This is a genomic window from Bradyrhizobium altum, assembly GCF_020889705.1.
Taxonomy (GTDB): domain Bacteria; phylum Pseudomonadota; class Alphaproteobacteria; order Rhizobiales; family Xanthobacteraceae; genus Bradyrhizobium; species Bradyrhizobium altum.
The window spans coordinates 21,577-34,660 of the sequence record NZ_JACMYP010000066.1 but is presented as its reverse complement, the minus strand read 5'-3'; the positions used below and the strand labels follow the sequence as shown (position 1 = coordinate 34,660).

The 13,084-nt window shown below is 65.5% G+C and carries 10 protein-coding genes; 6 read left to right on the top strand and 4 right to left on the bottom strand.

From position 1 onward, the window contains the following. Positions 1-24 precede the first annotated feature (24 nt). From H8B02_RS18240 to hrpB, 4 genes are all read right to left on the bottom strand, one after another. Positions 25-1,524 (bottom strand): phosphomannomutase/phosphoglucomutase, encoded by a 1,500-nt coding sequence (locus H8B02_RS18240; protein ID WP_229167498.1) that lies wholly within the window; start codon positions 1,522-1,524, stop codon positions 25-27. Between the two features lie 154 nt (positions 1,525-1,678). Then, positions 1,679-2,191: a TIGR02281 family clan AA aspartic protease gene (locus H8B02_RS18235; protein WP_229167497.1), complete on the bottom strand. Its 513-nt coding sequence runs from the start codon at positions 2,189-2,191 to the stop codon at positions 1,679-1,681. A 204-nt stretch (positions 2,192-2,395) separates the two neighbouring features. Continuing rightward, entirely contained in the window at positions 2,396-3,862 is a 1,467-nt protein-coding gene (locus tag H8B02_RS18230; RefSeq protein WP_229167496.1) for an NCS1 family nucleobase:cation symporter-1, read from the bottom strand. Positions 3,863-4,155: 293 nt separating this feature from the next. Beyond that, positions 4,156-6,624, bottom strand: a complete 2,469-nt coding sequence (hrpB, locus tag H8B02_RS18225) for an ATP-dependent helicase HrpB (protein ID WP_229167495.1) — start codon at positions 6,622-6,624, stop codon at positions 4,156-4,158. Positions 6,625-6,837: 213 nt separating this feature from the next. Between hrpB and H8B02_RS18220 the strand changes: the two genes are divergently transcribed. The 6 genes from H8B02_RS18220 to cydB all read left to right on the top strand — a co-directional run bounded on the left by H8B02_RS18220 (position 6,838) and on the right by cydB (position 13,001). Then, positions 6,838-7,905 carry an acyltransferase family protein gene (locus tag H8B02_RS18220; RefSeq protein WP_229167494.1) on the top strand — a complete coding sequence of 356 codons (1,068 nt, stop codon included), beginning with the start codon at positions 6,838-6,840 and terminating at the stop codon, positions 7,903-7,905. 246 nt (positions 7,906-8,151) lie between these two features. Next, positions 8,152-8,763: a sigma-70 family RNA polymerase sigma factor gene (locus H8B02_RS18215; RefSeq protein WP_092122590.1), complete on the top strand. Its 612-nt coding sequence runs from the start codon at positions 8,152-8,154 to the stop codon at positions 8,761-8,763. A gap of 413 nt (positions 8,764-9,176) precedes the next feature. Further along, positions 9,177-9,872: a cytochrome c biogenesis CcdA family protein gene (locus tag H8B02_RS18210; RefSeq protein WP_229167493.1), complete on the top strand. Its 696-nt coding sequence runs from the start codon at positions 9,177-9,179 to the stop codon at positions 9,870-9,872. 17 nt (positions 9,873-9,889) lie between these two features. Continuing rightward, positions 9,890-10,468 (top strand): thioredoxin family protein, encoded by a 579-nt coding sequence (locus tag H8B02_RS18205; RefSeq protein WP_229167492.1) that lies wholly within the window; start codon positions 9,890-9,892, stop codon positions 10,466-10,468. A gap of 119 nt (positions 10,469-10,587) precedes the next feature. Further along, on the top strand, positions 10,588-11,994 hold the full coding sequence (locus H8B02_RS18200; RefSeq protein ID WP_229167491.1) for a cytochrome ubiquinol oxidase subunit I: 1,407 nt from the start codon (positions 10,588-10,590) through the stop codon (positions 11,992-11,994). Continuing rightward, positions 11,991-13,001 carry a cytochrome d ubiquinol oxidase subunit II gene (gene cydB / locus H8B02_RS18195; RefSeq protein ID WP_229167490.1) on the top strand — a complete coding sequence of 337 codons (1,011 nt, stop codon included), beginning with the start codon at positions 11,991-11,993 and terminating at the stop codon, positions 12,999-13,001. The genes H8B02_RS18200 and cydB overlap by 4 nt, the downstream gene beginning before the upstream one ends. The last annotated feature ends 83 nt before the right edge of the window (positions 13,002-13,084 follow it).

The following is a 13,084-nucleotide window of genomic DNA, read 5'->3' as shown; positions in this document are numbered from 1 at the left end:
CCTGAGTTGCCCCGAGCTGCGTGCTCAGATCTTCTGATTGTATTCGCCGACCTCGGGGTGCGTGCGCAGCACGGAATCCATCGCCTCGAACATGTCGCGCATGCGCTGTTCGCTGACCGGGCTTTCCACCACGACCACGAGCTCCGGCTTGTTCGAGGACGCGCGCACCAGGCCCCAGCTACCGTCCGCGACCGTGACGCGGACGCCGTTGACGGTGACGAGATCACGGATGTTCTGGCCGGCGACCTGCGCGCCGTTCTGCTGCAGCGTCTCGAAGTGCTTCACGACGGCGTCGACGACGCCGTACTTCGCCTCGTCGGCGCAATGCGGCGACATGGTCGGCGACGACCAGGTCTTCGGCAGCGCGTCCTTCAGGTCGGCCATCGACTTGCCGGGGGCGCGGTCGAGCATCTCGCAGATCGCGATCGCCGACACCAGGCCGTCGTCATAGCCGCGGCCGAACGGCTTGTTGAAGAAGAAGTGGCCGGACTTCTCGAAGCCGGCGAGCGCGCCGAGCTCATTGGTGCGGCGCTTCATGTAGGAATGCCCGGTCTTCCAGTAGACCGTCTTCGCGCCCTGCTTCTGCAACACGGGATCGGTCACGAACAGCCCGGTCGACTTCACGTCGACGACGAACTGCGCGTTGGCGTTGATCGCCGACATGTCGCGCGCCAGCATGACGCCGACCTTGTCGGCAAAGATCTCCTCGCCGGTGTTGTCGACCACGCCGCAGCGGTCGCCGTCACCATCGAAGCCGAGGCCGACATCGGCCTTGTGCGCCAGCACCGCATCGCGGATCGCGTGCAGCATCTCCATGTCTTCCGGGTTCGGATTGTATTTCGGGAAGGTGTGATCGAGCTCGGTGTCGAGCGGGATCACCTCGCAACCGATCGCCTCCAGCACCTGCGGCGCGAACGCGCCCGCGGTGCCGTTGCCGCAGGCCGCCACCACCTTCAGCTTGCGCGTCAGCTTCGGGCGGCTGGTGAGGTCGGCGATGTAGCGCGCCGGATAATTCTCGTGGAACTGGTAGGAGCCGCCGGCCTTGTTGTCGAACGCGGCGTTGAGCACGATCTCCTTCAGCCGCGTCATCTCGTCGGGGCCGAAGGTGAGCGGACGATTGGCGCCCATCTTCACGCCGGTCCAGCCATTGTCGTTGTGCGAAGCGGTGACCATCGCGACGCAAGGCACGTCAAGATCGAACTGCGCGAAATAGGCCATCGGCGTCACCGCAAGCCCGATGTCGTGCACCTTGCAGCCGGCCGCCATCAGGCCCGAAATCAGCGCGTATTTGATCGAGGCGGAATAGCCGCGGAAATCGTGACCGGTGACGATCTCCTGTTTGACGCCGAGCTCCGCGATCAGCGCGCCGAGCCCCATGCCCAGCGCCTGCACGCCCATCAGGTTGATCTCCTTGTTGAACAGCCAGCGCGCGTCGTATTCGCGAAACCCGGTCGGCTTCACCATCGGCTCGGATTCGAAGGCATAGGTGTTCGGGACCAGCGCGGATTTCGGCTTGGGAAACATGGGTCGGCCTTATGGTCGCATGCAGAAAGACATCGCCGCAGCCTTTAGCGAATGCGCAGGCCGGGCGAAAGGTGGGACCGGGGCTGGCGGCCGACAATTACGGCGGAAATCGCGGCGATATCGGGTCCCCGCGGATACCCCGAAAGGGCTGGATTTATTGCTCCAGCAACAATTTGCCGTTGGCGTATTCGAAGCGCTTCAGCTTGGACAGGAAGGACAGGCCGAGCAGGTTTTCGGACAACGCCTCGTCCGGCAGCACCAGCGCATCGACATCGCGCACGGTGAGGCCGCCAATCTCGATCATCGCGAGGCGGGCCCGCGCTGCCCTGATGGTGCCGTTGGCAGTGGTGACACGCGAGGTGTAATCGCCCGGCACCGGGCGCAGGCCGAAGCGCGCGGCCGAGGTCTCGTTCAGGGCCACCACGGAGGCGCCGGTGTCGACCATGAAGTTGATGCGCTGGCCGTCGATGCGGCCGTCGGTCGCGAAGTGACCGCGCGGATCGGGCGCGATGCTGAGCGTGCGGGCGCTGGCCTGCGCCACCGTGACGGCGGGGGCCATGGTCTGCTTTGCGGTGGTCGCTGCGGCGGGCGACATCTTGCTGGCCATCTGGGCCATGAAGGTGCCCAGCCCGATCAGGATGGCCGCGAAAATCATCAGGTTACGCATGACACCATACTCGGAAAACCGAACACGCAATTTCACCACGCCCGCCGCGCCGCCGCGAGCGAGGGCGGCAGCGCGAGGCCGCCATTTTGGCGAAAAGGATGAGCGAAGGGTTAATGCGACCGCGCTGAGGCGGCCGAATGTCATCGGCCGCCTCGCCCGAACGGGATTTGCCGCCTCTCAGGCGGTCTTTTTCAGGCCGGCTCTTCAGGCGGTTCTGGCGACCGGGCTCGGCATCGCAACGCGCAGCGCGTAATAGACCGCGCCGGCGATCCCGACGCCGAAGAACCAGCCATAGACCGCCCACCAGGCCGGCAGGATCGAGGTGAAGTTCGGCAGCACCGACGAGAACAGGGCGCCGATCGCGGCCGCGATCAGCGCACTGACGTTCCAGCCGTTCTGGAAGCGATATTCGCCGTCCTCCTCATACAGCGCCGGCACGTTCACGCGACCTTTGGCGATCAAATAATAGTCGACCATCATGATCCCAAAGATCGGCCCCATGGTCGCGCCGATCAGGCCGACGAACGAGGCGGCACTGCCCTCCCAGGGCGCGAACGGATACAGCGCCAGCGCGATCAGCGCCGCGATGTAGCCGCCCTTCTTGAAATCGATATGCCGCGGAAACACGTTCGAGAAATCAAACGCCGGCGAGACGAAATTGGCGACCACGTTGATGCCGAGCGTTGCCACCGCGAAGGTGACCGCGGCGAGCAGCGCCAGGAACCAGCTGTCGAACTTCGCCGAGATCTGGTCGGGATGCAGCAGCACCTCGTGATAGACGTTGAACGCTGCGATCGTGGTGACGCCGGCCACCAGCGAGAACAGGATCAGATTGACCGGCAGGCCCCAGATATTGCCCTTGCGCAGCGCCTTGGCGTCCGGCGCGTAACGCGAGAAGTCGCAGAAGTTGAGATAGAGTGCGGCGAAATAGGTGATCCAGGTCGCGGCGACGGCGCACAGCGCCGGGAACGTACCGGGCTCGCCGGGCACGCCGGCATCCCTGGTCTTCTCCAGCAGCACATCCTGCGGGATCGGCGCGGTGAGCGAGATGCCGCCGGCCGCGATGCAGAGATAGATCGCAAGGATCAGCATCATCAGCCACACCGCCGGCCCCGCCCAATCCTGGAAGCGGCGCACCGTCTCCATGCCGCGCTGGATGATCAAGAGCTGCAGCGCCCAGATCACGACGAAGCAGATCACCTCGAGCCCGGAATGGCCGAGCACATGGGTGGACTGGTGGAACGCCTTGAAGCTGTCGACACGCGTCAGCAGCGCGACGATCGCGCCCGAGGCCGCCGCGGTCTGCGCGCCGTACCAGAAGCAGGCGACGATGGCGCGCACCAGCGCCGGAATGTTGGCGCCCCAGATCCCGAACGAGGCCCGCGCGAGCACCGGATAGGGCACGCCGGTCTTCACGCCGGCATTGCCGATCAGGCTCATCAGCACGAAGATCACCAGCGAGCCGGCACCGATCGCGACGATGAAGTTGACGAAGCTGCCGCAGAGCAGGAACAGGCTGGCGGCAAGATAATAGCCCCACAGGCTATGCACGTCCGAGGTCCAGACGTTGAAGATGCTGAAGGCGCCCCAGTTGCGTTCCCTGGCCGGCGCCAAATCTTCGTTGTACAGCGACGGCGATGCGTTCTTGATCTCCAGATTCTTGAAGTCCATGGCGGCCTCCCCAAAGTGCGAGCCCGTGATCCCATCCCAGCCCGCAAATCTAACCACCGTTTGCCGGCGCTCGCCAGCGCAACCGATCAGCATGATCCGGAAAACGGAGACTCGGTGTCGTCCCGGCGAAGGCCGGGACCCATAACCACAAATGTCTCTTGTTGCGCGATGTTGGAACGACGAGTCCCGTCTACAACACCGGCCGCGGTGTATGGGTCCCGGCCTTCGCCGGGACGACGAATAAAGGAAATGCAACCCTTCAGGCGCAACCACGCTGCGCGTTTGCGCCGGGATCAAGTGCCGCGCGGTTTCACGCGCCTGGTCGGCATCGCGCTGGCGGGATCTTCCGGCCAGGGATGGCGCGGATAGCGGCCGCGCAGGTCGGAACGGACGGCTGCGTAGCTGCCGCGCCAGAAGCCGGGCAGATCGCGCGTCACCTGCACCGGTCGCTGCGCGGGCGACAGCAGTTCCAGCACCAGCGGCACCGCGCCCTTGGCGATCGAGGGATGGGTGTTGAGCCCGAACAGTTCCTGCAGCCGCACCGCGATGGTCGGGCCCTGTTCGGCCTCGTAGTCGATCGCAAGCTGCGTTCCCGTCGGCGCCTCGAAATGCGTCGGCGCCTCGCGATCGAGCCGCGCGCGCAGGTCCCACGGCAACAGCGCCGTCAGCGCGTCAGACAGGTCGCCGGCAGTGAGATCCTTCAGCGCGGTCTTGTCGTAGAGGGCGGGCACCAGCCAGTCGTCGGCCCGCGCGGCGAGTGCAGTGTCTGACAGATCGGGCCAGCTCTCGTCCTCGGCCTTGCGCAGGAACATGATTCGATCGCGCCACTGTTTCGAATGCTTCGACCACGGCAGCCGATCGAGACCCACAGCGATCAAGCCGTCGGCGAACACGCGCGCAGTCTCGGCCGATGGCTTGAGCGACATCGGCGCTTCCGACAGCGTGATCGCGTGCAGCGAACGCCGGCGGCGCGCGCGCAGCGCCATCGCGCCGCGGTCGAACGTCACCTCTTCGACGTTTTCGATCTGGTCGGCGAAGCGCTGCTCGATCTCGTCCTGGGTGATCGGCGCCGCCAGCAGGATGCGGCCGCTCGCGGCCGTCCCCGTCAGTTCGGCAACCGCGATAGTGGGCAGCCGCGCCAGCGCCGCGGTCTGCTCGACGGCGGCGCCGCGGCCATTGGCCAGCACGAAGCTGCCATTGCCGCGGTTCTTGGCAACGCGATCCGGAAACGCGAAGGCCAGCATGACGCCGGTGGAGAGATCCTTCTGCTCGCTCACCGCCGGCTTCACCTGCGAAGCCCAGCGCGCGGCCATGCTCCGCGCGCTCGATGCGCGCTGCGAGCGGTCGCGGCGGAACTGGTCGAGCCTGTGATCGAGATCGACGCTGTCGCCGCCGAGCCCGCGCTCGCTCAGCACGGCGGCAATCTCGGCCGCCTCCTCGCCCACGCCGAAGCGCGCCGAGTCCACGATCATGCGCGCCAGCCGCGGCGGCAGCGCCAGCGCGCGCAGGCTCTTGCCCTCCTCGGTGATGCGGCCGTCGCCGTCGAGCGCACCGAGCTCGTCGAGCAGCGATCTCGCTTCTTTCAGCGCCGGCCCGGGCGGCGGATCGAGGAAGGCAAGGCTTGCGGGATCGCTGACGCCCCATTGCGCGAGGTCGAGCACCAGCGAGGACAGGTCGGCGGAGAGGATCTCCGGCGCGGTGTAGGCCGGGAGCGATGCGGTCTGCGGCTCGTCCCACAGACGGTAGCAGACGCCGGGCTCGGTACGGCCGGCGCGGCCGCGCCGCTGATCGACCGCGGCGCGCGAGGCCCGCACGGTCTCGAGCCGGGTCAGCGCGATATCCGGCTCGTAGCGCGGCACCCGCGCCAGGCCGGAGTCGACCACGATGCGCACGCCCTCGATGGTCAGCGAGGTCTCGGCGATCGAGGTCGCCAGCACCACCTTGCGCGTGCCCTTCGGCGCCGGCGCGATGGCGCGATCCTGCACGGCGGCATCGAGCGCGCCGAACAGCGGCACGATCTCGACCGAGGCGTCATGCACGCGCTCGGCGAGGAAGGTCTGGGTGCGGCGGATCTCGGCCGCGCCCGGCAGGAACGCGAGCACCGAGCCGGCATCGGCGCGCAGCGCGGTCGCGATCGTCTCCGCCATCTGCCGCTCCAGCGGCGCGTCGACCTTGCGGCCGACATAACGTGTCTCGACCGGGAAGGCGCGCCCCTCGCTCTCGACAACAGGCGCGTCGCCGAGCAGCCTTGCAACGCGCGCGCCGTCGAGCGTTGCCGACATCACGAGGATGCGCAGGTCCTCGCGCAGGCCGGTTTGCGCATCGCGCGCCAGCGCCAGCCCGAGATCGGCATCGAGCGAGCGCTCGTGGAATTCGTCGAACAGCACGGCGGCGACGCCGATGAGCTCGGGATCGTCGAGGATCTGGCGCGAGAAAATGCCCTCGGTGACGACCTCGATCCGCGTCGCGCGCGACACCTTTGAGCCGAAGCGCACCCGATAGCCGACGGTCTCCCCGGGACGCTCGCCGAGCGTCTTTGCCATCCGCTCGGCGCTGGCGCGCGCGGCGATGCGGCGCGGCTCCAGCACGATGATCTTCTTGCCCCTGGCCCACGGCGCATCGAGCAACGCCAGCGGCACGCGCGTGGTCTTGCCGGCGCCCGGCGGCGCGACCAGCACGGCGGCATTGTGGCGATCGAGCGTGCGGTCGAGCTCATCCAGCACGGCATCGATCGGCAGCGGGCTATCGAAATGGTGCGGCAAGGAGTCTCATCGCGGCAGCGGCCCTCGGCCGACCTGCGTCCTGTGGTTAACGAAGCACGGCTTCTTCTAGGATTTCCGGGCCTCTTAGACCATTCGCCGGTTACAGGGAACCGGGGATAGCGCCGGGTTCGGCGGCACATCCTTTGTATGGATAAAGGAGAAAGCAACAGATCGGGCCGATGATGGACCCGATCACGCCGGAATGGGACAAGGATGACCACAAACGGCACACAAGCTGCGACAGATCGTTCCGCCGGGAACGCGGGCGCGCGTGTCGATTGGGTCGACTATGCCAAGGGCATCTGCATCGTCATGGTCGTGATGATGCATTCGGTGCTGGGGGTCGAGAAGGCCGCCGAGCAAACCGGCTTCATGCACTATGTCGTGATCTTCGCGAAACCGTTCCGGATGCCGGACTTCTTCCTGATCTCGGGGCTGTTCCTGTCGGTCGTGATCGATCGCGACTGGCGCACGTATCTCGACCGCAAGGTGATGCACTTCGCCTATTTCTACGTGCTGTGGGTGACGATCCAGTTCGGCTTCAAGGCACCGTCGCTGGCCGCTGAGGCCGGCTGGGCCGCGGTCGGGCTGCAATATCTCGAGGCCTTCATCGAGCCGTTCGGCACGCTGTGGTTCATCTATCTGCTGCCGATCTTCTTCGTCGTCACCAAGCTCACGCGCAATGTCCACCCGCTCGCGATCTGGCTCGTTGCCGCGGCGCTGGAGAGCGCGCATGTCGTGACCGGCTGGACCGTGATCGACGAGTTCTGCGCCCGCTTCGTCTACTTCTTCACCGGCTATGTGCTCGCTGCTTACGTGTTCGCGCTGTCGGACCGCGCGCGGGCGCGGCCTGCATTTGCGCTGCTCGGGCTTGGGCTCTGGGCGCTCGTCAATGGCAGCCTGGTTGCGCTCGACATCAGTGAATGGCCGGTCGTCTCGCTGGCGCTCGGCCTGGCCGGCGCCTGCGCGATCATCGTGACCGGCACGCTGCTCGCGCACGCACACTGGCTCGGCTTCCTGCGCTTCTGCGGCGAGCACTCGATCGTGATCTACCTCGCCTTCTTCCTGCCGATGGCCGCGTCACGCACCCTTCTGCTGCGGTCCGATGTCATCCACGACATCGGCTGGGTCGCGCTGATCGTCACCGCGGTCGGCGTCGCAGGCTCGCTCCTGATCTGGCGGCTGGCGCTGGCGGCCCGGGCCAATTTCCTGTTCGAGAGGCCCGATGCGTTCTGGATTGCCCCGAAAAAGGCAGCGCCTGCGCTGCAGGCGGCCGAATAGGCCGCCGGTAGTGCCGGAAGTCATAGGCCGGATTCGTTCCGACAGCGGCGCATCTGGCCGTTCCAATTTTCCGTATGTTGAAATGACTGGCTTTTTGGTCCCGAATGTTTCGTCGCCGGGGCCGCGACGAAACAATTCTCCCGGTCACGAAACCATTTTCCGCTTTTCGCGCAGACATCCGGAAACGGGCGCTAACTAACAATTCTCCCAACGAACCGCCGCCCAACGGCGAACTGGGAGCCCGTCATGCCGAACGTCATCGCCATCAACTCTGCAGCCAAGAAGCACATCGACGCTGCACGCGCGACCTCGGATGAAACGCTGCTTGCGCATATCGCCAAGAATAACCGCACCTCGATGCACACGCTCTATGCCCGTCACAACGTCCGGGTTTACCGCTTTGTACTCCGCATGGTGCGCGACACCACGATGGCCGAGGACCTGGTCAGCCAGGTGTTCCTCGACGTCTGGCGCACCGCGGCCCAGTTCGAGGGCCGCTCGCAGGTCTCGACCTGGCTGCTGTCGATCGCCCGCTTCAAGGCGCTCACCGCGCTGCGTCAGCGCAGGCATGAGGACATCGACCAGGACGACGTGCTGGAGATCGCCGACGGCGCCGACACGCCGGAAACCTCGCTCGATCGCGCCACCACCAGCGAGATCCTGCGCGCCTGCGTGGCCAAGCTGTCGCCGGCCCACCGCGAGATCATCAATCTGGTCTACTACCATGAGAAGTCGGTCGAGGAGGCCGGCCAGATCATCGGTATCCCGCAGAGCACGGTGAAGACCCGCATGTTCTATGCCCGCAAGCAGCTCGCCGACCTCCTCCGGGGTGCCGGCGTGGACAGCGTCGCGGCATAAAGTAAAGCAAATTCAGATATTTAGGAGGAGATCAAACAGCCCGGGCGATTGTCCACGAAGCCAAAAAAGTTCGGCGACGAAACAATTGAAACAATCGACGACATCACCCGGAAAAACGCGATCTCTATACCCATATCCAACGACGCAACCCAACCCCAATTCACTGACCCAGGTTTCGATACCTCCCTAGTTCTAACCTCCCAAGTAACCTCCAACGACCCGGCCGGGATGCCCCCCAGCCGGGTCGCTCTGTTTTTGGCGCGCGGTCGTGAGGCCGAAAGCAGTTCGTCTCACACAGACGTGACGTCATCCGCGGCCAACTCTCCGTAACGGCCACGCCGTCATCGCGAAGAACATCAGGCGTACCCGGCACGGCCCTCTGGCGCGCCGGGACTTCTGATGGACGGACGACGATGCTCAGCCTTGCCCTTGCCCTGCTTGCCGGTGTCGCCACCGTCGCCGCCCCTTGCACCCTGCCGATGCTGCCGATCCTGCTCGGGGTATCGATAGGCCAGACCGGCAAGGCGCGGCCCGCGATGATCGCGCTCGGCTTCGTGATGTCATTCTCTGCCGTGGCATTGCTGCTGAGTGCGATCACGCGCGCCTTCGATTTCGATCCGAACCTGCTGCGGACCGGCGCGGCCATCCTGCTCGCGGGCTTCGGCCTGTTGATGATCTGGCCGGCGCCGTTCGAATGGCTGTCGATCCGGCTGACCGGCGCCGCCGGCAGCCTCAGTCAGGCCGGGCCGTCGCAGAGCCTGTTCGGCGGCTTCGTGCTCGGCAGCACGCTCGGCCTGGTGTGGACACCGTGCGCCGGTCCCGTGCTCGGCTCGATCCTGACCATCGTCGCGACCTCGAAGGACACGGCGTGGGCGAGCCTGCAGCTCGTGACCTATGCGATCGGCGCCGCGATCCCGATGCTTGCCATTGCCTATGGCGGGCAGGCCGTCAGCACCCGCGTGCGCAGCATGGCGCGGATCGCGCCGCGCCTGCAGCAAGGCTTCGGCGTCGTGATCATCGCCTTCGCCGCGCTGTCCTACCTGCAATACGACACGCTGATCGTGGCGTGGCTGACCCAGTTCTATCCCAACGGCCAGATCGGCCTGTGAGCTCAAAGGAGATATCGATGTCCCTGCGCTTGATTGCTGTATCCGCTCTTGTGGCGGGCCTTGGCCTCGGCGGCGCCGTCATCCCCGGCCTCTGCACCGAGTCCAACGCGCCGGCCGTGCCCGTTCCGATGGCCACCGCGATGACCACCGCGCAGAGCCAGACCGCACCCGAATTCGCCGGCATCAGCAACTGGTTCAACTCGCAGCCGCTCAAGCTTGCCGACCTGCGCGGCAAGGTCGTGCTGGTGGATTTCTGGACCTATGGCTGCGTCAACTGCGTCAACACGCTGCCGCACGTCACCCAACTTTATTCAAAGTACCGGGATCGCGGCCTCGTCGTGATCGGGGTCCACACGCCGGAATTCCCGTTCGAGCATTCGGCCTCCAACGTGCAGGCGGCGCTGAAGCGGCACGGCATCCTGTATCCGGTGGCGCAGGACAACAATTCGCAGACCTGGAACGCCTACGGTAACCAGTACTGGCCGGCGCAGTACATCATCGACCAGAACGGCAAGATCGTGTTCCAGCACGCCGGCGAGGGCCAGTACGACGAGATCGACCGCACCGTCGCCCGGCTGCTCAACGCCAATAGCTGATTGGACAATTTGTCAGCTAATTGGACAATCCGCCGTCATTCCCGGCATGATAGGCTCAACGCCGGGAATGCGCGATTCCGAACGTGATCGCGCCGGAAATTGACGACGGACGGTGCGTGATGTTCGAAGGCTGGGATGCGGTCGTACTCGCCCGCGCGCAATTCGCTTTCACGATGTCGTTCCACATCGTGTTTCCCGCATTCTCGATCGGGCTTGCGAGCTATCTCGCCGTGCTCGAAGCGCTGTGGCTGGCCACCAAGCGCGAGGTCTACATCAACCTGTTCAATTACTGGCTGAAGATCTTCGCGGTCGCGTTCGGAATGGGCGTGGTCTCGGGCATCGTGATGTCCTACCAGTTCGGCACCAACTGGTCGTCCTTTGCCGACAAGACCGGGCCGGTGATCGGCCCGATGATGGCCTATGAGGTCTTGACCGCGTTCTTCCTCGAGGCGGGCTTTCTTGGCGTGATGCTGTTCGGGCTCGAACGCGTCGGCCCCAGGCTGCATTTCGTGGCGACGTTGATGGTCGCGATCGGCACGCTGATCTCGGCGTTCTGGATTCTGTCGGCCAATTCCTGGATGCAGACGCCGACCGGTCATGCCGTCAATGCCGACGGCCAGTTTGTCGCCGCCGACTGGCTGAAGGTGATCTTCAATCCGTCCTTTCCCTATCGCCTCGTGCACATGGTGCTGGCGGCGTATCTCACCACCTCGCTCGTGGTCGGCGGGGTCGGCGCCTGGCACCTGCTGCGCGACCAGCATCTCGCCGGCCCGCGCGTGATGTTCTCGATGGCGATGTGGATGGCAACCCTGGTGGCGCCGATCCAGATCCTCGCCGGCGACCAGCACGGCCTCAACACGCTGGAGCACCAGCCGGCCAAGGTGATGGCGATGGAAGGCCATTATCAAAGCCACAAGGACGGTGCGCCGCTGATCCTGTTCGGCTGGCCCGACCAGCGTGATGCCAAGGTGAAATACGCGATCGAGGTGCCGAAACTGTCGTCGCTGATCCTGAAGCATTCGCTCGACGCACCGCTCGCCGGCCTCGACACCGTGCCGCGCGAGAACTGGCCGCCGGTGCCGATCACCTTCTGGGCGTTCCGCGTCATGGTCGGGCTCGGCTTCCTGATCCTGGGCCTTGGCCTGTTCAGCCTGCTGATGCGCTGGCGCGGCATGATGTACCAGTCGCAGCTGCTGCATCGCTTCGCGGTCCTGATGGGCCCGGCGGGCTTCATCGCGGTGCTCGCCGGCTGGATCACCACCGAGACCGGGCGGCAACCGTTCACCGTCTACGGGCTGCTGCGCACCACCGATTCGGTATCGCCGCTGGCAGCGCCGGCGGTAGGCTCCTCGCTGGTCGCCTTCATCATCGTCTATTTTGCCGTGTTCACCGCGGGCGTGATCTATATCCTGCGGCTGATGGCGCAGCCGCCGCATCCCGGCGAGCAAGGCCCGACAAAAGACCTTCCCGCCCGTGCGGCCGGCATCACGCCGGCGGCAGGTGCAGCCGTGGGGGGCGCGCGATGAGCTACGCCGTCGATCTGACCACGATCTGGGCCTTCATCATCGCCTTCGCCGTGTTCGTCTACGTCGTGATGGACGGCTTCGATCTCGGCCTCGGCATCCTGTTTCCGCTGTTCCCGCAAAAGGCCGATCGCGACGTCATCATGAACACGGTGGCGCCGGTGTGGGACGGCAACGAGACCTGGCTAGTGCTCGGCGGCGGCGGCATGATGGCGGCGTTTCCGCTGGCCTATGCGGTGCTGATGCCGGCGCTCTACACACCAATGATCGCGATGCTGCTCGGCCTCGTGTTTCGCGGCGTCGCCTTCGAATTCCGCTGGCGGACCCAGAAGGCGCGCAACAAATGGGATCTCGCCTTCGCCGGCGGCTCGCTGGTGGCGACGCTGGCGCAAGGGATCGCGCTCGGCGCCATCCTGCAGGGCATCCATGTCGAGGGACGCCACTATGCCGGCGGCTGGTGGGATTGGCTGACCCCGTTCAGCGTCCTGACCGGCATCGCGCTCGTGATCGGCTACGCGCTGCTGGGGGCGACCTGGCTGGTGATGAAGACCGAAGGCGAGCTGCGCGACCGCGCCTATCATCTGAGCTGGATGTTGTTGGTCGCGATGCTGTGCGCGATCGGCGCCGTCAGCATCGCAACGCCGTTCCTGGCCGTGCAGTACACCCAGCGCTGGTTCGCCTGGCCCAACATCATCCTCACCGCGCCGGTGCCGATCGCGGTCGCCGCCGTCACCGCGCTCTTGCTGCGCGCCCTCAGCAACAAGAACGACCATCAGCCGTTCTTCCTGACGCTGGGTTTGTTCGCACTATCCTATGCCGGGCTCGGCATCAGCATGTATCCGTACATCGTGCCGCAGAGCATCACGATCTGGCAGGCGGCGTCGCCGGCGAACAGCCAGATCTTCATGCTGTTCGGGGTCTCGATCCTGGTGCCGCTGATCCTCGGCTACACCGCCTGGGCATATTGGGTGTTCCGCGGCAAGGTACGCCCCGGCCACGGATACCACTGATGCCACCAGAGCGTTTTCCAGCGAAGTGGATCCCGGTTCGCGTCAAGAAAACGCGTCAAAAAGAGAATCGAGAGCCTCGTTCC